Origin of the sequence: Devosia sp. (assembly GCF_017744655.1) — a bacterium.
Lineage (GTDB): Bacteria > Pseudomonadota > Alphaproteobacteria > Rhizobiales > Devosiaceae > Devosia.
Genome location: NZ_JAGIAW010000003.1, coordinates 289,913 through 311,418, shown reverse-complemented (window position 1 = coordinate 311,418; position 21,506 = coordinate 289,913). Strand labels below are relative to the sequence as shown.

At 62.0% G+C, this 21,506-nt stretch carries 17 protein-coding genes; 10 read left to right on the top strand and 7 right to left on the bottom strand.

Annotated elements, in window-relative coordinates; translation table 11 throughout:
* Window positions 1-38: 38 nt before the first annotated feature.
* Window positions 39-830, bottom strand: coding sequence for a WecB/TagA/CpsF family glycosyltransferase (locus tag J7557_RS09285; RefSeq protein ID WP_291419558.1), 792 nt, complete (start codon window positions 828-830; stop codon window positions 39-41).
* Window positions 831-938: 108 nt separating this feature from the next.
* On the bottom strand, window positions 939-1,997 hold the full coding sequence (locus J7557_RS09280) for a glycosyltransferase (RefSeq protein WP_291419556.1): 1,059 nt from the start codon (window positions 1,995-1,997) through the stop codon (window positions 939-941).
* A 121-nt stretch (window positions 1,998-2,118) separates the two neighbouring features.
* Here J7557_RS09280 and J7557_RS09275 point away from each other — a divergent pair, with 121 nt between their 5' ends.
* Complete coding sequence (locus J7557_RS09275) at window positions 2,119-2,979, top strand: DUF6492 family protein (RefSeq protein WP_291419554.1); 861 nt, start codon at window positions 2,119-2,121, stop codon at window positions 2,977-2,979.
* Window positions 2,980-2,990: 11 nt separating this feature from the next.
* Here J7557_RS09275 and J7557_RS09270 read toward each other — a convergent pair whose 3' ends face one another.
* Entirely contained in the window at window positions 2,991-3,941 is a 951-nt protein-coding gene (locus tag J7557_RS09270) for a glycosyltransferase family 2 protein (RefSeq protein WP_291419552.1), read from the bottom strand.
* A gap of 13 nt (window positions 3,942-3,954) precedes the next feature.
* The gene (locus J7557_RS09265; protein WP_291419551.1) at window positions 3,955-5,280 is read right to left on the bottom strand and encodes an O-antigen ligase; all 1,326 of its coding nucleotides are present in this window, start codon (window positions 5,278-5,280) and stop codon (window positions 3,955-3,957) included.
* 220 nt (window positions 5,281-5,500) lie between these two features.
* On the opposite strand from J7557_RS09265, the gene J7557_RS09260 reads away from it, so the two are divergent.
* The 7 genes from J7557_RS09260 (at window position 5,501) to J7557_RS09230 (ending at window position 14,033) form a co-directional block, all read left to right on the top strand.
* Window positions 5,501-6,556, top strand: coding sequence for an endo-1,4-beta-xylanase (locus J7557_RS09260; protein ID WP_291419549.1), 1,056 nt, complete (start codon window positions 5,501-5,503; stop codon window positions 6,554-6,556).
* A 6-nt stretch (window positions 6,557-6,562) separates the two neighbouring features.
* Window positions 6,563-7,999 (top strand): lipopolysaccharide biosynthesis protein, encoded by a 1,437-nt coding sequence (locus tag J7557_RS09255; RefSeq protein ID WP_291419547.1) that lies wholly within the window; start codon window positions 6,563-6,565, stop codon window positions 7,997-7,999.
* A gap of 301 nt (window positions 8,000-8,300) precedes the next feature.
* The gene (locus tag J7557_RS09250) at window positions 8,301-9,740 is read left to right on the top strand and encodes a UbiA family prenyltransferase (protein WP_291419546.1); all 1,440 of its coding nucleotides are present in this window, start codon (window positions 8,301-8,303) and stop codon (window positions 9,738-9,740) included.
* Complete coding sequence (locus tag J7557_RS09245; protein ID WP_291419544.1) at window positions 9,740-11,077, top strand: FAD-binding oxidoreductase; 1,338 nt, start codon at window positions 9,740-9,742, stop codon at window positions 11,075-11,077. The genes J7557_RS09250 and J7557_RS09245 overlap by 1 nt, the downstream gene beginning before the upstream one ends.
* A gap of 9 nt (window positions 11,078-11,086) precedes the next feature.
* Window positions 11,087-11,509, top strand: coding sequence for an EamA family transporter (locus tag J7557_RS09240; protein ID WP_291419542.1), 423 nt, complete (start codon window positions 11,087-11,089; stop codon window positions 11,507-11,509).
* A 56-nt stretch (window positions 11,510-11,565) separates the two neighbouring features.
* Complete coding sequence (locus tag J7557_RS09235) at window positions 11,566-12,576, top strand: NAD(P)-dependent oxidoreductase (protein ID WP_291419540.1); 1,011 nt, start codon at window positions 11,566-11,568, stop codon at window positions 12,574-12,576.
* 11 nt (window positions 12,577-12,587) lie between these two features.
* Window positions 12,588-14,033: an aspartate aminotransferase family protein gene (locus J7557_RS09230; RefSeq protein ID WP_291419538.1), complete on the top strand. Its 1,446-nt coding sequence runs from the start codon at window positions 12,588-12,590 to the stop codon at window positions 14,031-14,033.
* A gap of 53 nt (window positions 14,034-14,086) precedes the next feature.
* Here the strand turns inward: J7557_RS09230 and J7557_RS09225 are convergent, their stop codons facing one another.
* Complete coding sequence (locus tag J7557_RS09225) at window positions 14,087-15,772, bottom strand: hypothetical protein (protein WP_367272881.1); 1,686 nt, start codon at window positions 15,770-15,772, stop codon at window positions 14,087-14,089.
* A gap of 224 nt (window positions 15,773-15,996) precedes the next feature.
* On the opposite strand from J7557_RS09225, the gene J7557_RS09220 reads away from it, so the two are divergent.
* On the top strand, window positions 15,997-17,412 hold the full coding sequence (locus J7557_RS09220; RefSeq protein ID WP_291419536.1) for an exopolysaccharide biosynthesis polyprenyl glycosylphosphotransferase: 1,416 nt from the start codon (window positions 15,997-15,999) through the stop codon (window positions 17,410-17,412).
* 85 nt (window positions 17,413-17,497) lie between these two features.
* Window positions 17,498-19,228, top strand: a complete 1,731-nt coding sequence (locus tag J7557_RS09215; protein WP_291419534.1) for a hypothetical protein — start codon at window positions 17,498-17,500, stop codon at window positions 19,226-19,228.
* Here J7557_RS09215 and J7557_RS09210 read toward each other — a convergent pair.
* Both J7557_RS09210 and J7557_RS09205 read right to left on the bottom strand, forming a co-directional pair.
* Window positions 19,225-20,652, bottom strand: a complete 1,428-nt coding sequence (locus J7557_RS09210) for an aminobutyraldehyde dehydrogenase (RefSeq protein WP_291419532.1) — start codon at window positions 20,650-20,652, stop codon at window positions 19,225-19,227. The two genes, J7557_RS09215 and J7557_RS09210, sit on opposite strands and share 4 nt — an antisense overlap.
* Window positions 20,649-21,416, bottom strand: coding sequence for a gamma-glutamyl-gamma-aminobutyrate hydrolase family protein (locus J7557_RS09205; protein WP_291419530.1), 768 nt, complete (start codon window positions 21,414-21,416; stop codon window positions 20,649-20,651). Before J7557_RS09205 ends, J7557_RS09210 begins: the two co-directional genes overlap by 4 nt.
* Window positions 21,417-21,506 lie beyond the last annotated feature (90 nt).

Sequence of the window (21,506 nt, the reverse complement as noted above, 5' to 3'; positions counted from 1 at the left end):
GAAGGCGCGACGAACCGGCAAGGCCGGTGACACAAAACCTATTTCGAATGAAAAATGATCTGCCAGAGGGCGGCGGGATTGGTCTTGAGATAGCGGCCGAGCAGGCGCCGCGGCTCGATCATGGTGCGATAGACCCATTCGAGCCCGGCATTCTGCATCCATTGCGGCGCGCGGCTATTCTTGCCGGAGAGGAAATCGAAAAGCCCGCCCGAGGTCTTGATGACCCCGACACCGCGCAGATTTTCGAGATTGCGCGAAACGAATTCCTGTTCGCGCGGCACGCCGAGCCCGATCCACAGGATGTCGGGCTTGCTGGCAACGATCTCGGCGACGATGCCGGCCTCGTCCTCGGGCTTGTAATAGCCATCGCGGGCGCCGGCAAAGATCAGGTTCGGATATTGCGCGCGCATATTGGCGACGGCGCGGCGATTGCCCTCGGGCGTGGCCCCGAAGAAATAAAAGCGCAGGCCGGCCTTTTGCGCGAGGCGCGCCACGGCATGCACGAGATCGGTGGTGGCGACGCGTTCGCTGAGTTCTTCGCTCGCCACATAGCCCGAAAGCCGCACCATGGGCATGCCATCGGCATGGATTTGGTCAGCCTCAGTGAGAAGCTGCTTGAAGTCAGGATCTTCCGCGGCAAGCGCGATGACCTGGCCATTGGCCGAGGTCGAATAGAAGGGCAGCGCGTTTTGTCCGCGGGCCCGCAAGGCGGTGCGCACCAGCATGCGGGCGGATTCTTCCATGCCCAGAACCGAAATCGGCAGGCCGCCGATATTGGTGCTCGGCTCAAGCTGGGTACCGCTTATGTCGCTGTGGTCAACCGGCCGCATGGCCCACCCTGAATCATGGTCCCCGCAAGGACGCGGGGCTGGCAAAAGCATTCGGGCAAAACATTTAATGGCGGGTTCAGCCGATGGATTGCATTGCAGGCAAAGCCATCATTGGTCGATGCGGGTACCGATCGAGGTCCAGAGTGCGTCGACTTCCCGAGCCACATCGAAGGGTTCGACGGGCTCGCTTCCGGCGGCAAGAACGGCGGCGGCAACGGTGGGAATATCGGCATCCGTTGGCACAAGGCGAATGGTTGAGGTCTCGATCAGGCGCTGGAAGAGGAGATGATGATCGAGGGCATCCGAGGCCAACGGCGCATTGACCACAACCCGGCGCCCCGACAGCGCCGCTGCCAGCACGCTGCCGCGGCGCGACGTGAGGCCTTCGGCAAACAGATAGCAGAAGACGTCGACCTCGGCGAAAATGCCGGCCAGCACATCGTCATCGGCAATATAGCCCGTCACCGTCACGCGGTCGGAAAGCCCGAGCTCGCGAACTTGGGCGAAGAAATTCTCTTCGACATTGTCCATGCCCCTGATGAACGAGCCGACGAAAACAACGCCGACATCATGTCCGGCCCGCTGCAGTTCGGCCGCCACCTGCAACACCACGGCGGACTGCTTTTTGGGATAGATCGAACCGAACTGACCAAGGATCAACCGCCCGGCCCGACGCTGGGCCGACAGGGCGCGACTGTGCTCGCTCTCGACCTTTTTGTCCGAGGGCAGGATATTGGGCGGAATGGGAACCACCTGCCGCTTGCCGGCAACGAAGCGCGAAAAGCGCGTGGCGGCGAACTCGGCGGCGATTTCGGGGGCAGAAAACTTGAGGCGCGTGGCGCAGAGGACAGCCGGGGCGAGGACGACCCGCCGTTTCCAGTCGAGCGCCAGCCATTCGTGGAGGAAGACGACGACATCCTTCCCCATCAGCCGGGCGACAAGGGCGGCAAGGCCGGGCGTGAAAAGGTGGCGCTTCCAGCCCACAATGGGGAAATTGAAGATGACGGCGTCTTGTCCCCTCAGCGCACGCACCAGTGCCAGGAGATCGGCATCGAGCACATGCGTTGCGGCGCGGGAACCGAAATGCTGGGCCAGAAGCCGCGAAAACGCCTCCACGCCGCAGAGCTGGCGGGCCGCCGACACGAATACGAGGTATTTTTGGCTCACCGCTGCGTTCCCAGCGCCGAAGTCTCGGCTTTTGCGTAACGCAACCTTAGATTCCCAGCGTTAACATGGGCTTGCCTCTTGGCTTGCCGCAAAGAGCAGGTCGACCTTGCTGGAGACGCCGATGGCCGCCTCGATTTCGCTTGTTACCCCGAGCTATTCCGGCGATTTTGCAGCCTGCCAATTGCTCTGCGCCTCCATAGACCGGTTCGTGAGCGGCTTTGACATGCACTATCTCGTCGTCGGCGACGAGGATGCAGCGCTCTTTGCCGCGCTCGCCGGACCAAAGCGACGCGTGGTATCCAATGCCGAACTGCTGCCCAAATTCTGGTCGATCGGACGCTGGCGCGGCCGGCGCTATTCCTGGGCCCCCGGGCTCGGCCTGCCGGTCTATGGCTGGCACCTGCAGCAATTGCGCAAGATCGCCATGACCCTCGCCCAGGAGAGCGAGTGGGTGATGTGCGTCGATTCCGACAATTGCTTCGTTCGCCCGTTCGATCTTTCGACCGTCGCCGTGAGCAACAAGGTGCCGCATTTCGTGACGCCGGCTGGCATCACGCCCGACCGACCCAATCACGTCACCTGGCTTGGCAATGCCTATGCCCTGTTTGGCCTGCCCGCTCCCGCACTGCCGGCGGATGACTTTATCGGGCCGATGATCGTCTGGGAACGCGAGACGGTCAGCCAGATGGTGCAGAAGATCGAAAGCTTCTCGGGAAAACCCTGGTGGTCGGCGATCGCGCGGCAGCGGCAATTTTCCGAATATCTGATCTATGCCGCGGCCGTCGCCAGCGACCCCGCCATTGCCGAACGGCATGAGAAAACGACGCAATCCTGGTGCCTGACCTATTGGGAGGGGCCGGCGCTCGACGACAAGGGGCTGGCTGACTTCATCGACCAGCTCGCGCCACACCAGAATTCCATCACTATCCAGTCTCACACCCACACGCCGGCGGATGTAATCCGTCGCGCCGTTCTCGGCTAGGTTGCGTGGACCTAGCGCGAGGCCTTGTAAGGCGTCGGCACGATGCCGAGGCTCGCCATGATGCGGCCAACGGGCAAAAGCAGCGGATGGCTGGCGCCAAGCAAGGAACCGGTTCGCAGGAGGACGGCGGCGCTGCGCACAATGCCGAGCCAGAGACTGGCGACATTCTTCATCACGGCCGCGCCGGGCGACATATGGGTGCGGTCGACGACATAATTGATGCTGCCGGTGCGGATGGAGCGACGGGCGAGGAACTTGGCCGTGACCCGCTCGGCCGGGACGAATTCGTGAATGACGGCCTCTTCGCACCACCAGGTCAGAAAACCCGCGCGCTTGCAGCGGGTGAAAAACTCCATGTCGCCGCCACCGAGGAAATTGAAGCGGATGTCGAAGGCGGGCCTGGGCATGGCCTCGAAGACCCGGCGCCGGATGAGGCAATTGCCCGAACCATGCAACTGGTCGACCTGTCTTGTGATCCCGTCGATGGAAATGAACAGCGGGTGCTCGGCAATGGCTTTTGACACGGGCACATCGAAGCGGCGCTGCACCGGTCCACCCACGAGATCGGCATTTTCCCGTTTTGCCGTCGCGACCATGGCGGCCAACCAGCCGGGCATGGCCTCTTCGTCGTCATCGATCATCAGGAAGAATTCGGCCTCCGGAAAGAGGACTTGCGCCTCGCCGAAGGCGCGGTTGATGGCGTGGCAATTGCCCTGTTGCGGCTCGACAAAAATATGGCTCGGGATTTTGCCGTTCGCGAGCAATTGCCGGGCTCGCGCCTCGCCCTCGGACTTTGCCCCATCGTTATCGACAACGACGAGGGCGAAGCCGAAATCGGTCTCCTGGGCTAGGACCGAGGCCATGGTGCGTTCGAGCCAATCGGGGCGGCGGAAAGTCGGAATGCAGACGACGGCCTCGATGGGCCTCTCCGTCACACTTGCTGCCGTTTGGTTCGAAGCCATTGCGCCAAAGCTCTCAGGATAGCGCCGCACGCAGGTCGCCGGGCGCTATCTGGGGTTTCTCCACCAGATCGGCATGGGCCTGCAAGCGCAGCCCGAAAACGGCGATCAGCATGGTAAACCAGATCGGACCGGAATTCTCGAAGAACGGGCTTTCAAAACAACTGGTGAAGAGCCCGAACAGCCAGATGCGGAGATAGAGCCGCGTCAGGTCTTTGTCGCTGCCGCGCGCCAGCGCCACGGAGGCATGCCGGCAGGGCAGGACGACAAGCCAGATCAGCACCAGGATCAGCAGCGGCCAGCCGCCATTGATTAACTGGTCTAGATAGGCATTGTGGGCATTGGCCGCAGTAACCGCCCAGGTCGAGGCTGAAGCATTGCCGTAAAACAGCGCATCGGTCTGCCAGAAGGACTGAAAACCGTAGCCCGTCAGGGGCCGGCTACCGATGGCCGACACGGCCAGCTCCCAGATCGAGGTTCGGTCGGTAAAGGTCGCATCGATCCCGAGACCCGTGACGAAGGCGTTGATCTCGGGAAACACGGCCACCGAGAGAATGACGAAATTGACGAGAAACAGACCGCCACCGACGAGGAGCAGGCGGAACATGCCGAGGCGTTCGAAGAGCCAGACGGCAACCAGCACGGCCGGCAGCATGGCGGCCGAGGTCTTGCCACCGGAGCTGAGGAGGAAAAAGGCTGCGAGCACTGTCAGCGCCAGCCCGCTCCAGAACATTTTCATTCGCAAAAGATAGAGACCGAAGAAAACCGCAAAAGCCATGGCGGCCGCGGCCGTGTTCTTGTGACCGAAATGGCCGCGCCAATCCCCGGCCAGCGCGGCCTCCGCCGCATCGGTCGCCTGATGGATGGCGCGGGCCGGCATGAAGACAACGCCGAAATAGGAGAGCGCCACCGCAAGGCAGATGCAGATGCCGACGAGCCTTGCAAACTGCGCATTGTCGCGCGGCAGCAGCAGCACGGCGCTGGCCGAGAGAATGACGAGCGCCGAATAGATGGTGCGCCGCAGGGCGGCATCGGGCGTATCGGAAAAAAAGATCGTCAGCACGATCCAGAAAAACACCAGCGCCAGGGGGCCGTAAGCGCGGATCGCGAGGTCTCGCGCCGGATGCAGGAACAGCATGGCCAGCACTAGCCCCGACATGCCGAGCACGATCAACTGGTTGAAGGCGTTCGAGCTTTCGCCATAGGCGGCAAGCTGAGCGCTGCTGGCGGGATTGGGCAGCGGGTCGAGCCCGATCCAGAAATAGAGGAAAACCAGGACAAAGAGCGCGGACGCAAACCACCCACCCTGGGGGTTATATGTTTCCGCGCTTGGGTCAGACACCGGCGCCTCCTTTTGGGAGCCAATCGCATTCTCGATCAATCCCGCACTGGGGTGGCAAAAGCCTGACAGGAAAGTCTGGATAATTCCTTCATGCCAAAGGCTTCATTAGTCGCACATTAACGGTGCGGCCCGCGGATGGATGAGAATTGGGGCCAATGCCGCTATGATAGAAAAAGGCAGTTTATGAGCGCAGTCGCGCCGGGCACAAAGGGCATCTTTCATGCGCAGGCGGGACTTCGTCTTGGGTGCATTGGGCACGGGCGCCCTGCCCTATCTCCTGCCGCAGGGTGCCTTCGCGCAAACCAGGCGAACGGCCATCCCCTATGGGGCCGCCATTCGCATCGACCCCATGTTGGAAGAGCCGGACTACAAGCAGGCCGTGCTCGACTATTGCCAGGTCGTCGTCGGCGAAGGCGGGCTCAAATGGATCGACCTGCGGCCCGACCGCGACAGCTTTGTTTTCGACCAGCCCGACAGGCTTCTGGCCTTTGCCGAGGAGCATGGACTGGAAATGCGCGGGCATACCCTGGCCTGGTATGCGGCCATGCCCGACTGGGTCGAGACCCTCGCCTCGGCCGAGGAAGCCCGGACGGAACTGGTGCGCCACATCGAAACGGTCGTCGGCCGCTATAAGGGCCGCATTTCGAGCTGGGACGTTGTCAACGAACCCATTGCCGACCATCCGACGCGCGAGGCGCCGATCCGCGACTCCATCTGGCAGCGGCATCTGGGGAAAGACTATATCGAACTGGCCCTGCGCACGACCGCCAAGGTCAATCCCGATGCGCGGCTGGTGATCAACGATTTCGACTTCGAACAGCCGACCGACAAGGCCCGCGCCCGTCGCAAGGCCTTTCTGGACCTCATCCGCGAGCTGAAAGGCCGCGATGTTCCGCTGCATGCCATCGGGCTCCAGGGACACCTGCAGGGCGAAATCGCCATCGATAAATCCGGACTGACGGCCTTTGTCGCCGAACTGGCATCGATGGACCTGACGATAATGGTGACCGAACTCGACGTCATCGACAATCTGCTGCCCGGGCCCGAGATCGAGCGCGACGGCATCATCGCCCAGCGCGCCAAGGATTTTCTCGACGCCATCGGCGCCGCCAGGCGCCCCGAAGCCGTGCTGACCTGGGGCATCAGCGACAGACATACCTGGGTGCCGATCTGGTTCAGCCGCGACGACGGCATGCCCAATCGACCATTGCCGCTCGATGCCGATTTCAGGCCCAAGCCGCTGATGCAGGTCATTCAAGATTTTTGTGCAGAATAGCGGCTGATGGTCCGGCAGGTTTCCTCATACATGCTCGCCAACATTGTCTCGGCAATGTTCGGCTTTGCCTCGGTGGTGATCTTCACGCGCCTGCTTGGTCCGTCCGAATACGGCATCTACATCATCGGCTTTTCCATTGCGGCCATGATCTCGTCGCTGGCCTTTGGCTGGATCAAGGCCTCGGTCGTGCCGTTTACCGCCCATGATGACGGCGCCGACTTGCGGGTGACCACCGGATTTGCCTTCATCGCCCTGATCCCGCTCGTTCCGATCCTCTACTTCGCCATTTCGGCCTTCGCGCCGCAATATCAGGACTATCTGCTGGCCGCGATCCTCCTCGCCTTCGGCATCGGCTTCTTCGAATTCTATCTCGAAACCTTCAGGGCCAGGCAGCAGACGACCCCCTATCTCTGGGCGACCGTGATCCGTGCCGCACTGGCGCTGGCGCTTTCCCTCGTGCTGGTGCTGGTCTTCGATCTTGGCGGCACGGGCCTCGTGCTCAGCGTCATGACCTCCTATTTCGCCACGAGCCTCATCTTCGCTTCCATGGTCTGGCAGCATCAGCGAAAACCGTTCGACCCGGCCATGCTGCGCGCCATGCTGGTCTTCGGCCTGCCGATGACAGTTTCCGGCGCGGTCTTCGTGCTTCAGTCGATGCTGGATCGCTTTGTCCTTGCCGGGTCTCTGGGCGAACATGCCGCCGGCATCTACGGCGCATCGGCCGATCTCGTGCGCCAGATCATCCTTTTTCCCGGCGTTGCCATCGGCACGGCGGTGGCGCCGATTGCGGTGCAATTGCTGGCGTGGGGAGAGAAGGCCGAGCTTGACCAGCACCTGGTCGACAGCACCGAAATGCTGCTGGGCGTGCTCGCTCCGGCGGTTGCGGGCCTCGCCATCATCGCCGCCAAGCTCGCCTCGCTCGTGCTCGGCCCCGATTTCCGGCTCGACGCGGCAAACCTCATACCGCTCATCGCGCTGGCCTGGCTCTTCCGCTCCTTTTCCTATCAACTGCTGCATGTCAGCTTCCAGATCCGCAAGACGCCCGGCCTGATGCTGGCGCAGGGCCTTGCCATTCTCGCCATCAATGCACTGGCGCTTTTCATTCTGGTGCCGCGCTTCGGCCTCATGGGAGCAGCTTTCGCCTTGGTCATTTCCGAAGCCGCGGGCATTGTCATCGGCTATCTGTTGACGCGCCGCGCCTATCCGCTGCCGCTTGATCCCCGCCCCTTCGTCAAGGTGGGCCTTGCGACCCTGGGCATGGCGGTTCCCACCTATCTCGTCGATCACGCCCTGCCGGGCGCGGGCGTGCTGGATATTGCGCTCCCGGTCCTTGTCGGTGTGCTCACCTATGGGCTCTGCGCCTATGCGCTCGACATTGCCGGTATCCGCAGCCGTCTCAAGACGCTGCGGACGCGTTCGGCGCCGCTTCCCGCCAGTCGTTAAAAATTTACGGATTCCGCCAAGAATCCCTAAACCCTGATGCAAGATATGGCCCCGAGATCGACTGTTCCGGTCGAGCTAAACCCCGCGCATTAGTCCAAATTAACAAGTTGAGCCGCTAGATTTACGCAAGTTCGGGGCGGCAGTTTTCGCGAAGAGCAAGAGCTCCGCCCAAAATACAAAGCCCAAGAATGGGTGTTAGGCCGGGTGCAGGACAGCGCCTGGCGGACAGGCGAGGTTGGCTTGGTATCGCTGCGCGTCAGCGAAACAGTCGCCGCGCCGGTCTTCTGGGACAGGGTGCGACATGAACGTGCGGGTACAGAACAGCAAGGATCTGCCTTTGGCCGTCGATCTCGACGGCACGCTGATATCGGCCGACCTGCTGTGGGAAAGCATTTTCCAGCTCCTCAAGAAGAATCCGCTGTTCCTCTTCATGCTGCCGGTCTGGCTCATGGCGGGCAAGGCGCACCTCAAGGCCGAGATCGCCAGCCGCGTGGATTTCGATGCCTCCATCCTGCCCTATCGCCAGGAATTTCTGGATTTTCTCCATGCCGAAAAGGCGACCGGCCGCGAAATCGTGCTGGTGACGGCGGCGGCCGAGCCCTTTGCCAGCGCCGTTGCCGCCCATCTCGGCATTTTCACCACCTTTCATGCCTCGAGCCGCGACACCAACCTTGCCGCCCACCGCAAGGCGGCGCTGCTGGTCGAGCATTTTGGCGAGGGCGGTTTCGACTATGCCGGCAATGACCGCGCCGACATCCCCGTCTTCAAGGTCGCGCGCGCGGCCGTGGTCGTCGCACCGGACCGGACGGCTCATCGCTATCAGCAAACGAGCGGCGCTCGCCGTTTCGAGCGCACCAAGCCGAGCTGGAAAACCTATGTAAAGATGCTGCGGGTGCATCAGTGGCTGAAGAACCTCCTGGTCTTCGCCCCGGCCATCCTGGCGCACCAGATCACCAATCCCGAGGTGCTGCTGCCCTCGCTCGGTGCCTTCGTCGCCTTCTGCGCCGCGGCCTCGGCCATCTATATCATCAACGATATTCTCGACCTGCCGCTCGATCGCCAGCACGCGACCAAGCGCAATCGACCCTTCGCCAATGGCACGCTGTCGATCCCCTTCGGGCTTTCCGTATCGGCGGGGCTGATCGCGGTCGCGGTCGTCGTCTGCGTCTTTCTTCCGCCCGTCTTTGCGCTGGTCATCGGCCTTTATGTCGTGTCGACCACCGCCTATTCGCTGGCGGTCAAGCGCATGCTGCTGATCGACGTCCTGTGCCTTGCCGGCCTCTATACGCTGAGGATCATCGGCGGCAAGACCGCGGCGGACCTGCCGCTATCCTTCTGGCTCATCGCCTTTTCCATGTTCTTCTTCCTCTCCCTGGCGCTGGTGAAGCGCTATGTGGAGCTGCAGACCTCCAAGGTCAGCGAGCGCGACCGCATTGCCGGGCGCGGCTATCGGCCCGAGGACATGGCCATTGTCGGCCAGGCCGGCATTGCCTCTGCCTTTACCGCCACGCTCGTGCTCTCGCTCTATATCCAGAGCCAGGAAATCATCGGCTACTATTCCTCGCCCTGGCTGATCTGGCCCCTAGTGCCGATCGTCCTCTACATCGTCATCCGCATCTGGATCCTCGCCTATCGGCGTGAAATGCATGACGACCCGGTGGTCTTTATCGCCACGGACTGGCGCAGCCAGATTTTCGTGGCCTTGGGCGCCCTGCTGATGATCGCGGGGAATTTCATCTGATGGCGGCCAATCTCGACAGCTTTGGGCGCATCGATCGCCATTCGCGCCGTTCTCTGGCGCCGGATCTTGCCATGGAGAGCTTCGATGGGGGCAGCGGCGAACTGAGCCTTCTCGCCTTCGGCAATGGCAAATCCTATGGCGATAGCTGCCATAATGAGGGCGGCGCGCTGGTGCCGATGCGCTCGCGCCGCACCATCCTGCATCTCGATATTTCGAGCGGCGTGCTGAAGGCGGAAGCCGGCATCACGCTCGAAGAAATCATCGCCCACGCTGCCCCGCATGGCTTTTTCCTGCCGGTTACCCCCGGCACGCGCTTCGTCACCCTGGGCGGGGCCATTGCCAATGATGTGCATGGCAAGAACCACCATGTGCGTGGCACCTTTGGCTGTCATGTCACGGGTTTTGAGCTGCTGCGCTCGGACGGGCGGCGCTATGCCTGTTCGCCCAACGAGAATGCGGAACTCTTCGCCGCCACGATCGGCGGCATGGGGCTGACCGGGATCGTGCTCAGCGCCAGCATAAAGCTGATGCGCGTGGGATCGCTCGATGTCGAGGAAGAGATCACGCCCTTTGCCGATCTCGATGAATACTTTGGTCTTGCCGAGGCCGCCGACGCTGCCAACGAATATGCCGTCGCCTGGGTCGACCAATTGGCTCCGACCAATCGCGGCGTGCTTCTTACTGGCAACCACGCGCAGAACGGCAATTTCCAGACTGCGAAGTCGGCGACCCGGCTCACCGTACCCTTCGAAATGCCCTTCTCCATGCTCAATGGGTTGAGCCTCAAGGCGTTCAACTTCGCCTACTTCCACGCCAAGGCTCGGAAGAGCGGCCAGAAGACGCTCAGTACCTATGGCAGCTTCTTTTACCCGCTCGATGCGGTCGGGAACTGGAACCGGCTTTATGGCCCCAAGGGGCTCTATCAGCACCAGAGCGTCATTCCCTTTGCGTCTGCGCGCAAAGCCATTCCGCAGATGCTCGAAGCAAGCCGCAAGGCGGGTCAGGCCTCATTCCTGACCGTCCTAAAACGCTTCGGCGCTGCGGCTTCGCCCGGCCTCTTCTCGTTTCCGCGGCCCGGCTACACGCTGACCATGGATTTTTCCAACCGTGGCGCTTCGACCCTGAAACTGCTCGAAACGCTCGACGCGCTGACCGTCGAAGCCGGCGGACGGGTCAATCCCTACAAGGATCAGCGCATGAGCGCCGCGACTTTTGCCGCGGGCTTTCCCGAATGGGCCGAGCTCGAGCGCTATCGCGACCCGCGCTTCTCATCCGATTTCTGGCGGCGCACAGCGCTCAGCCTTTCCGCAAACGCGCCGGCCCTGGCGGCCGAATAGAGGACAAACATGAACTACCTGCCCTTCATCCTCTTCACCGTTTTCACCAATGCGGCCGCCCAGCTCATGCTCAAGGCCGGGATGAGCTCCATGGGCTCGATCAGTTTTACGGCGGATACGGCGATCCTGCGAATCTTCCAGATCGTCTTCAATCCCTGGGTTTTTGCCGGCCTCGTGACCTTCGTCATCTCCATGGCTTCGCACCTCTATGTGCTTTCCAAGGTCGATATCTCCTTCGCCTATCCCTTCCTGAGCCTTGCCTATGTGGCTGTCGCCATCTTTGCCTGGCTGGTTTTCAAGGAAGACCTCGGCGCCCTCAAGATTGCCGGCATTGCGCTCATCTGCGTCGGCACGGTGCTGATCGCGCAGGGCGGAACCAAGCATGTCGAAGCGACGGAAACCGTCGCCAACCTCGATCAGGCGCGGACCTGATCGCCAGATGATCCAAGCAAACAACAACAGTTTTCACAGATAGGGCGGAACGAAACATGAGACACATTATCTTCGGCGGTGATGGCTTCGTTGGCCGGCATCTGGCCCCGCGTCTGCTCAATGCCGGTCACGAGGTTGTTGTGGCCGACATCGTCAAGTCGGACCTGCCGCACTATCGCGATGTGCAATTCGTCAAGACCGATGTGACCAGCGACGTCTCCGTGCGCGAGCTCGGCATCAAGCCCGACGACATGGTCTATAATCTCTCGGCCAAGATGCTCTCGCCCATTCAGGTGCGGGCCAAGCGGCACGATTTCTTCTTCCCGGTGAACTATTACGGCACGGAAAACATCATCCGCGCCATGGACAAGGCCGGCGCGAACCAGTTGGTCCATTTCACCACCGACATGGTCTATGGCCACACCTATACCTGGCCGCAAAAAGAGGACCATCCCTGCGCTCCGCTCGGGGAATATGGTCTCTCCAAATACAAGACCGAGCTGCTCGCCGCCGAATGGCGCGAAAAGGGCATGAACATTTCCCTCTTCCGTCCGCGCCTCATCATCGGGCCGGGACGCCTCGGGATTTTGGCGAAGCTCTTCAAGCTGATCGATCTCAACTTGCCGGTGCCGATGATCGGCTCGGGCAAGAACCCCTATCAGTTCATTTCGGTGTTCGACTGTGCCTCGGCGGCCCATGCCGCGTTTACAGCCGGTGTACCGAACGAGGTCTATAATCTCGGCTCGCTCAATCCCCCGACGACGCGCGAACTGCTCACCAAGCTGATCAAGCATGCCGGCTCGCGCTCGCTGCTGGTGCCGACGCCGGGCTGGGCCGTTAAGCGCACGCTTGATCTCTTGGACCTGATGAACATGCCGATCATGGATCCCGAGCAATATCTGATCGCCGACGAGATGTGCATTCTCGACGTTTCCAAGGGCGAACGGGAACTGGGCTGGGTGCCGCAATATCGCGACGAGGACATGCTGGTCGCGGCCTATACCGAATATCGCAAGAAGCTCGACGGCGCCGAACCGGCCGCCGTCACCCAGTCCAAAGCCGCCTGAGGAGAGTGCCCATGAGCAGCGTGATGAAACTGTCCGACACCCCGGCGCGCGAAACCAAGACGGTCAAACCCAACCTTCTTACCGTCGAGGACGCCAAGGCGCTCGATATCAGACGGATCAACGAGCTTTTCACCGAGCACATGAATCCCGGCCAGCTGCATTTCATGAAGCTCCTGGGCTTTCACAAGGTGAAAATCGAACGTGCCGAGGGCATGTACTATTTCGACCAGAACGGAAGAAAGATCCTCGATTTCTTCGGCGGCTTTGGTTCGCTCGCCTTTGGCCATAACCACAAGCGCATTCTCGAAGCGCGCAAAAAGTTTGCCGAGGAAAAGCGCCAGGAAATCGCCATTGCGTTCCTCTCGCAATACGCGACGGCGCTGGCGGCCAATCTGGCCGCCTGCTCGCCGGGCGATCTCGACATGGTGTTTCTGGGCTCTTCGGGTTCCGAAGCCATGGAAGCGGCCATCAAGGTTGCCGAACGGGCTGCCGGTCCAAACCGCCCAAAGATCGTCTATGCGGAAAACTCTTTCCACGGAAAGACCAAGGGCGTGCTCTCGATCACCGATGGCGCCCTTTATCGCGGCCAGTTCAAGCTGACCGACAATACCGTCCGCGTGCCCTTTGGTGACATCGACGCTATTGAAGCGGCCTTCAAGTCTGACCCGACCATCGGCACCATCGTGCTTGAAACCGTGCAGGGCGGCGGCGGCATCATCGAGGCACCGGCCGAGTTCTGGCCCAAGCTCCGCGCCCTTTGCGACAAGTATGGCGTGCTCTGGGTGGCCGACGAAGTGCAGTGCGGTTTTGGCCGTACGGGCAAATTCTACGCCTTCGAGCACTATGGCGTCGTGCCTGATGTGACTGCACTGGCAAAATCGCTCGGTGGCGGCAAGGCGGCGATGGGCGCCATGATCGCCAGCCGCGAGGTCTACATGAAGGCCTACGGCACATCCAAGACCGCCATGATCCACGCCATGGCGACCTTTGGCGGTATCGGCGAAGCTTCCATTACCTCAATCGAAGCGCTCAACGTGCTCTATGACGAGGGGCTGATCGACAATTCCGCCGAAACCGGCGATTACCTGATCGAAAAGCTGCGCGAGCTGCAGGCCAAGTACCCGACCCTCCTCAAGGATGTGCGTGGCCGCGGCATGATGGTGGGCCTGGAATTCCACGATTTCTCGCAGACCCTGCCCCTGGTGCTGCGTCCAGTCGTGGCGGCGCTCGACGACAAGTTGAAGGGCTCGCTCCCCGGCTTCATCGGCAGCCACCTGCTGCGCGATCATGGCGTGCTCGTCGCCTTCACCGAATACAACCGCAACGTCATCCGGCTTGAACCGCCGCTGATCTGCACCCGCGAAAACGTCGATGAATTCATCACCGCGCTCGACGAGGTCTTGGCGCGCGGCGTGGTGAAGATCGTCACCGACTTCGTGCGGGCCCAGGTGGGCTGAGGAACACTCAATCCAAAAGAAAAGGCCGGACGAAAGTCCGGCCTTTTGCTTTGCTATGACGGCAGAATACCCTTGCGCAGCAACAGGTCCCAGCAGGGATTGAGAGCGACCACGGTGCGGTCGGTGAGCGCTTCGGCGAAGGTCGCTTCGATATCCCTTCGTGCCCAGGTCACCGGACATTTGGCGCGCAGGACGCCGTCGGTCGCCTCAATGGCAGCTTTGGCATCCGGCGTCAGTGCACCAAGAGTGCGCGAGGGATCGGCGCCGATCTGTAGATGCGGCACGGGCTGGCGATCGAGGATCCAGGGGAACGGATCGGTGAAATCGAGGGTCATCAGGCTCTCTAGGCGAATGGTGTTTTCCGCTTCGAACGCGAGGAGAGATTCGACTGCGCTTTCGGCCGACATCACCCACTGCATCTGATTGTCGATATCGGCGAAATATTGCCAGTTGGGCAACTGATCCTGCCGCGCCAGGTCCTCATAGGCGGGACGGAAATCGGCATAGTGCGTCTCGATCAGTTCGGCGCGCTCCATCATGTCCCAGCGGGCTGAGACCTGGCCGATATTCTTCAACAGGGGCGCGTCGACCTGCGCATAGGTGACGCCGGCAGCAGCGGCGCGGACGCTCTTGGATACGATAGTCGCCACGGTCGGCACGATGGCGAAGGCACCCAGCACGAGGATGGCGGTCCTGGCATACCCCTTCAGGTTTTTCGTGCGGACGAGGATAAGAGCCAGAACGGGCCAGATGAAGATGAACTCCTGGCTGCCGCTGTTTTGGGTTTCAAAGATGATGCCGCCGAGAATGGCGACGGAGAACCAGACAAAGCTGCTGTCGAGGATGCGACCGAGGCCATCGCGCCGGTCGAGCACCAGCAGCACCAGCGCCAAAAGGGCGGCCGGCAGCAGCACATCAAGCTTGTTGGTGATCACGGTGCGGAAGCGCGGCAGGAGCGTCGAGGAATTGTCCCCCGCGAGCGTCGAGATATCGCGCAGATAGGCCGAAACCATGCCGGTCAGCAGTTCGAGAACAAGAAGGGGCAAGACGAAGATGACAGCGGCGAGGAGGACATTGGTCCACTTGAGGCGCCCGGCAAGAACCGCCATCACGCCGAAGAGGCCTCCAACGAGGAAGCCGGTGATCTTGGTGAGAAACAAGGCCAGCATCACGCCGGCGCAGAACACGGCGAGTTTTCGCCCATCGCGCAGGAACAGCAGGCCGCTCAGCAGCACGTAGAGCAGCACCACGACGTGACGATTGTAGATGCCAAAGCCATCAAGGCTCGGCAGCGGATGATAGAATTGCGCATTGGACGGCGCGATGGCGAAGACAAGGAAGGGGACGAGCAGCAGCAGCGACAGCGCACGATCGCGCAGCGAAACCTCCCAGAGCACCACGGCCATGAGCGGCGCCGCGACGACGAGGAGCGCCCATTGCGCGAGGAGGAGGGGTTGCGCTGCCGGGAAAAGCTCAAGTCCCCAGGCAAAGAGATAATAGCCGAGCGGACCGACCGGCATGGAGAAATCAACGCTCGGCAATTGTCCGCTGGCAATGCGATGCGCGGCATCGAGATAAAGATAGGTATCCCAATACATCGGCCCGATGGGCACGACGAGGGGCAACGCCAGAAGGCCCGCCAGTGCGGATAGGACAAGCAGCAGCCAGAACAATGGCTGTGTCAGAAAGCCTGACCGTTCAGTCCGACGTGCCGTCTCCCCCAGACCCGCAGATGCCATGGACCGCGCTTACCCCCTGCTTGCCCGACCGGCTGATATCTCGGCCGCTTCCCGGCGATGACACTAACGGTTTCGGCCTTATCAAAGCTTAATTCCGAAAGAGAAGTTAACGGGTTCGGTAATATTGTCTCTATTAACTCAAGTCCAAGGCAGAACTGAATTTTCCTGCGTTTGGTGCTACAAGCAAGCCGGGACAAAAGTGCTTTGCGACAGGCGGATTTGGGATGAGCATCCTCCTGGAAGGACGAGAGGCACGGCAGCGGCGGCGGTTCAAGCTGTCCGGCCGGGCGACCCTGGGGGGTATCGTCGGAGCCGTGGAAGGCGTGGCGGCCGCAGGGCTGAGCCTGATGCTCTCCTATGCCCATGACATCCTGATCGTTCTGGCCGTGGGGGCCACTGCCGGCCTTATCTATGGCGTCCTGGCATCACGCGCCGCGCGCAAGTTCCTGGCCTATGCCGACCTGCGTCAGCCCTATGCCCTCCATGCCGTGCTGAGCTGGTTCCCGGCCGCTGCCATCGCTTTTCTGGTGGCGCTGGCCGTCTCGCGCTGGGACCTGATCTGGGGGCGCACCTTCTGGGGCTGGCTGTTCATCACGCCATTCGTCCTGACCATTCTGCGCATCTATCTCTATCGCCGCATCGCCACCATGCTGGCGCGGGGGCAGTTCCAGGTCGAACGCATCGGCGTCATCGGCGACGAAACGGCCATATCGCAGCTTCGCGCCGATCCGCGCATCTGGCAGCAGGGTGGACAGGTCGTCACCGATCTCATCCTGCCCGAGGGCATGTCGGGCAAATTGCCGGCGCCCGAAGCCATTGCCGCCTTTGCACGCCGCTGCATCGAAAAGAATTGCCAGCACGTGCTGCTGGTGGGCGATCTCAATGACCTTGAGGCCATCGAGACCATCGTGGATCCGTGTCGCCCCTATGCGCTCAATGTCCTGCTCTATCCGGCGCGCGGTTTCGAGCGATCGAAGGTCGATCTCGTCGATATCGTGCCGCTGGGCTCGGTCAATTCGGTGCGCGTGCTCAGCGCGCCGCTCAACGATATGGGGCATCTGCTCAAGCGCAGTTTCGATATTGCCGCCGCCGGCTTTGGCCTCTTGCTGCTCTCGCCGCTGCTGCTGGCGGTCGCCGTCTCGATCCGTATGACCAGCCCCGGCCCGGCGCTTTATCGCCAGGAACGCCGCGGCTTTAACGGCCGCAATTTCCATATCCTGAAATTCCGCTCCATGCGGGTTATGGAAAGCGGCCGCGCCATGCGCCAGGCCGAGGTCAACGATCCCCGCATCACGCCGATCGGTCGTTTCATCCGCCGCACCAGCATCGACGAATTGCCCCAGCTCATCAATGTTTTGCGCGGCGAGATGAGCCTTGTCGGCCCGCGGCCGCATGCCATTTCCCACGATGACGAACTGTCGGAAAAATTTGAGCTTTACGCGCAGCGCCAGCGCATCAAGCCCGGCATTACCGGCTGGGCCCAGGTCAATGGCCATCGCGGCGATACGTCCACTCAGGACAAGATCGAAGCGCGTACGCTGCACGACCTCTATTATGCCGAGAACTGGTCCGTGCTGCTCGATATCTGGATCGTGCTGCTGACTATTTTCTCCCCGCGCACGCGGCAGAACGCCCACTGATCGCCAGGCCCGATTTGCATTTTGCGGGCAGATTTGGGGAATATTAACCACGTTGCGTCATCGTCTTTTCCAAACGGAAGTGGCGATGACCAACAAAATCATGCAGCAGGCTGAGCCTCTGATCGAAGGGGGCAGGTTCCTCGTCGCGCTGGCGCCGCGCCTGCCGCGCATGGCGGGCGCTACGGCCGTCGTGATGTTCCTTGCCTTCGCCGCCATTCAATTCAGCCCGCAGACTTTTGAGGCGAGCCTCGCCTTGCGCGTGCCGGCGGGCAGCGAGCCGGCGCGGGAAGCGGAAAAACTGACCGACCAGCAATATCTGGGCGATGCGGTTTCCCGGCTCGCGCCCGACATCGTCGCCGATTTGCGTCAGGGTGGCGGCGGCGTGCTCGATACGACCACCCTGCTGGGCAAGCGCCTCAGCCTGCAACCGGCCGATGACGGTGCCAATCTTGAACTGACGGCCACGGCGGGAACGCCGGCGCGGGCGAAAGCCATCGTGACGGCGATAGCGGAAAGCTATGTGACCCTGGCGGGATTGCCGCCGGCTCTTTCCGAAGCCCAGCCGGAACAAACCGCATCGACCGCGGAAGCCATTCCGTCCGGTATTGCCGCCGATGAGGCGGAGACGCAGCTTCTCCAGAAAAAGCTGAGCCTTGCCTGGGAAGAGCGGATCAGGCTTGAAAGCCGCGCACAGCGCATCCAGTCGCTGGTTGCCGATGGCAATTATGCCATGCTGGCGCTCGATGCCGAGAACCTGCCGAGCCTCGGCCGGCAGATCGACGATCTCGCCACGCTCGAAGTCGAACGCCAGAAACTGGCCGTCGATCTCCTGCCTCAGCACCCGCGTATGCGCGTGCTGCAGGAAGAAATCGACCAGCTTACCGCCGACCTCGATACGGGCATGCAGCAATTGGCCAAGCTGGTCGTGGCCGACCGGGATGCGGCGCGGCGTCTCGAAGACGGGCTGCGCGACCAGTTGATCGCTGCCACGACGCCGGTCTCGGTCGATACTGATGTCGTGACCGGCGCCATTGGCGATCGGCCGGAGCCGAAAGTGACGGCCTTGCCCCGACCGGTCCGGACCGACCTGGTTCTGGCCCTTTCAGGCGGCCTCGCCTTTTTTGGCCAGATCGGTCTTTTCGCCTTTTTGCGTTCGCGGCAAAGGGCGGCGGATGAGGTGGTGGAGACCGAATATGCCATGGAGCCAGTGGACGACACGGTCTATGCGCCGGTCGACGCGCTTCAGCCGGCCGAGGACGTCGCGCATAACTGGCTCGATACATCGGTCGCGCCCGAAACCGCGGTCGAAGCGGCGTGGCTCCCCGAGCCTCTGGCGGCCGATCCGGTTGTCGAAGAGGCCAAAGGCCCGGCTGCGGTGCAGGCGACCACCCATGGACCGGGCGATGCCCATATCGTCGCCATTCGCTGCCGGGGCGACATGGGCGCGGCCGTGCGGCGGCTTCTCGGGCAATATGAGGGCCAGGGCCGGCGCGTGGTTTTCGTCGATGCGGCGAGCCGCCGCCGCGGCCGCTCGCCCGGTATCAGCGATCTCTCGCTGGGCCTCGCATCCTTTGCCGATATCGTCCATGGCAGCGGTTCCCACCAAACCGCCCTCGTGCCCTGGGGCCGGCAGGCGCAGTTCGACCCCGCCGCCAAATCGGTGCGCATCCTGGTCCAGGCGCTGGCCGAGCTCTATGATATCGTCATCCTGACGCTCGACAGCGACAATCTCGCGGCTTGCAAGCCCCTCACGGCTCTGGCCGATCTGACGCTGGATGCGGGCGATATTCCGGGCTTTGCCAAGGCGGCAGCCTAACCGAACATCAGGTGCCGGATCTGCGTGTAGTCGAGCAGGGACTGCATGGAGAGATCGGAGCCATAGCCGGAATTCTTCATGCCGCCATGCGGCATTTCCGTTGCCATGACGCCATGGGTATTGATCCAGGTAACGCCATATTCGAGCGCATCGGCGAGAGCCAAAGCTTCGTCGGCATTGCGCGACCAGACCGAGGAACCAAGGCCATATTCCGAGGCATTGGCCCAATCGACGGCGGTCTGCAGCGTGTCGAAAGGCGTGATGCTGACGACGGGACCAAAGACTTCCTTCTGGACGATTTCAGCCTCGATCGGGGCAGCGACAAGCGTCGGGGCGAAGAAGAAGCCATCCCCTTCCGCCGCCTGGCCCTGCATGACATCGGCACCAGAGCCTTTGGCGCGATCGACGAACCCCGCCACGCGCTCATGCTGCCGTGCGCTGATGACGGGGCCGAACTCGACATCGTCGCGTTCGGGGCGGCCATAGACGAGCGAGCCGAGCATGGTTTGGAGCCTGTCGGTCAAAGGCTGGACGATGGCTTTGTCGGCAAAGATGCGGCAGGCGGCGGTGCAGTCCTGCCCGGCATTGTAAAAGCTCGCCTCGCGAAGAGTTTCGACCAGTTTGTCGAGATCGGCATCGGCCGCGACGATCACCGGCGCCTTGCCGCCGAGTTCGAGATGGGTGCGCTTGATCATCGGCCCGGCAGCGGCCTGCAATACGGCGCGGCCGGTGCGGACGTCACCGGTCAGCGAAATCATCCGCACGAGATCATGCGAAATCAGCTTTTGGCCGACATCGGGCCCATTGCCGCAGATGATGTTGATGACGCCCGGCGGCAGCACTTCGGCAAAAATCCTGGCCAAGGCCAGGAGGCTCAGCGGGGTGAGTTCGGAGGGTTTTATCACCACCGTATTGCCCGCGGCGATCGCCGGGGCGATCTTCCAGGCGGCCATGAGCAGCGGATAGTTCCAGGGCGCGATCTGGGCGATGACCCCGATCGGGTCGCGGCGCACGAGGCTCATGCGCTTGGAAGAGCGGTAATTGCCCGCCGCCGGAGCGGGCATATTGCGCACCGCGGTCGCGAAGAAACGAAAGACATCGACGACATTGCCGATTTCTCCGCCCCGCGCATAGCGCAGCGGCTTGCCGGCGTTTCGCGATTCAATTGTTCCAAGCGTTTCGGCCGAGGCCTCGATCTTTTCCGCGATAGCCAGCAAGGCCGTGCTCCGTTCGCGCGGCGTAGTTTTGGACCAGACGGCAAAAGCCTTATGTGCCGCACGGACAGCAAGATCGACTTGATCGGGGCTGGCCGACGTAACTTCGGCAAGTCTGGTGCCCAGCGCCGGTTCGAAGACGGTTTCAATCGCGCCCTGACCGGCAACGAAATCGCCATTGATGAAGAGACGCGTTTCGAAAGCGGTCATGCATTTTTCTCCAATTGAGCCGCCGGCAGATAGTCGGCGCGGGCCGCTTCGCCGAGATAATTCCAGAAGGCCAGATCATGAGGACGACCCTCGGGACGCCATTCGGGGTGCCACTGCACGGCAAAGACCGGCGCGGCGGTGTTTAGAGCCGAGACGGCCTCGATGACGCCATCCGGTCCCGTGGCATTGGTGACGAGGCCATCGGCGAGGCGGTCAATCGCCTGATAGTGGACGCTGTTGACGGTGAGCGCCTCGCTCAGCGCAAAACGCTGCAGGATGCTGCCGCTCGCGACATCAATGGGGTGAGAGAAGGCAAAGGTGTCGTCCAGCGAAGCTTCGGATGGCGCATGATGCGGCACGCGCTCCGTTTCGCTGCGCATGTCACGCAGGCTGCCGCCCAAGGCGACATTGATCTCCTGCAGGCCCCGGCAAATGCCAAAAACGGGCTTTCCGGCGGCGATGGCGGCGTGGATCAGCGCCGCGCCAAATCCATCGCGGCCCCGATCGATCGGCGCCTGTGGCGGCGTCGCCGACCCATAGCGCCTGGGCTCGATGTTGGAACCGCTGCCGGTGAGGAGGATAGCGTCGAGCCTGGTGACAATCTCGGCGGCATTGGCCTCCGGCTGATTGGAGGGAATGATCACGGGAACTGCGTCCGCGAACCGCTCCACCGCTTCGAGATAGCGATGTTTGACGGCCTGAGCCGTCTCGCCCTCGACCTGACGCTCGCAGGCGATGACGCCGATAAGAGGCCGATGCTGCATGATTTTCTTCCCGCCTGCGCGAAAATGCCTTGCTGCCTTCCCCTCAGGCGAAGGCTCCTGCTAGGGTAACGCTGGAACGCACCAAAAGTC

Excerpts from the sequence above, each read along its gene's own strand:
- J7557_RS09285 (WP_291419558.1), bottom strand. The coding sequence starts at position 830 with ATGCGGCCGGTTGACCACAGCGACATAAGCGGTACCCAGCTTGAGCCG.
- J7557_RS09275 (WP_291419554.1), top strand. The coding sequence starts at position 2,119 with ATGGCCGCCTCGATTTCGCTTGTTACCCCGAGCTATTCCGGCGATTTT.
- J7557_RS09270 (WP_291419552.1), bottom strand. The coding sequence starts at position 3,941 with ATGGCTTCGAACCAAACGGCAGCAAGTGTGACGGAGAGGCCCATCGAG.
- J7557_RS09260 (WP_291419549.1), top strand. The coding sequence starts at position 5,501 with ATGCGCAGGCGGGACTTCGTCTTGGGTGCATTGGGCACGGGCGCCCTG.
- J7557_RS09255 (WP_291419547.1), top strand. The coding sequence starts at position 6,563 with ATGGTCCGGCAGGTTTCCTCATACATGCTCGCCAACATTGTCTCGGCA.
- J7557_RS09250 (WP_291419546.1), top strand. The coding sequence starts at position 8,301 with ATGAACGTGCGGGTACAGAACAGCAAGGATCTGCCTTTGGCCGTCGAT.
- J7557_RS09245 (WP_291419544.1), top strand. The coding sequence starts at position 9,740 with ATGGCGGCCAATCTCGACAGCTTTGGGCGCATCGATCGCCATTCGCGC.
- J7557_RS09240 (WP_291419542.1), top strand. The coding sequence starts at position 11,087 with ATGAACTACCTGCCCTTCATCCTCTTCACCGTTTTCACCAATGCGGCC.
- J7557_RS09235 (WP_291419540.1), top strand. The coding sequence starts at position 11,566 with ATGAGACACATTATCTTCGGCGGTGATGGCTTCGTTGGCCGGCATCTG.
- J7557_RS09230 (WP_291419538.1), top strand. The coding sequence starts at position 12,588 with ATGAGCAGCGTGATGAAACTGTCCGACACCCCGGCGCGCGAAACCAAG.
- J7557_RS09225 (WP_367272881.1), bottom strand. The coding sequence starts at position 15,772 with ATGGCATCTGCGGGTCTGGGGGAGACGGCACGTCGGACTGAACGGTCA.
- J7557_RS09220 (WP_291419536.1), top strand. The coding sequence starts at position 15,997 with ATGAGCATCCTCCTGGAAGGACGAGAGGCACGGCAGCGGCGGCGGTTC.
- J7557_RS09215 (WP_291419534.1), top strand. The coding sequence starts at position 17,498 with ATGACCAACAAAATCATGCAGCAGGCTGAGCCTCTGATCGAAGGGGGC.
- J7557_RS09210 (WP_291419532.1), bottom strand. The coding sequence starts at position 20,652 with ATGACCGCTTTCGAAACGCGTCTCTTCATCAATGGCGATTTCGTTGCC.
- J7557_RS09205 (WP_291419530.1), bottom strand. The coding sequence starts at position 21,416 with ATGCAGCATCGGCCTCTTATCGGCGTCATCGCCTGCGAGCGTCAGGTC.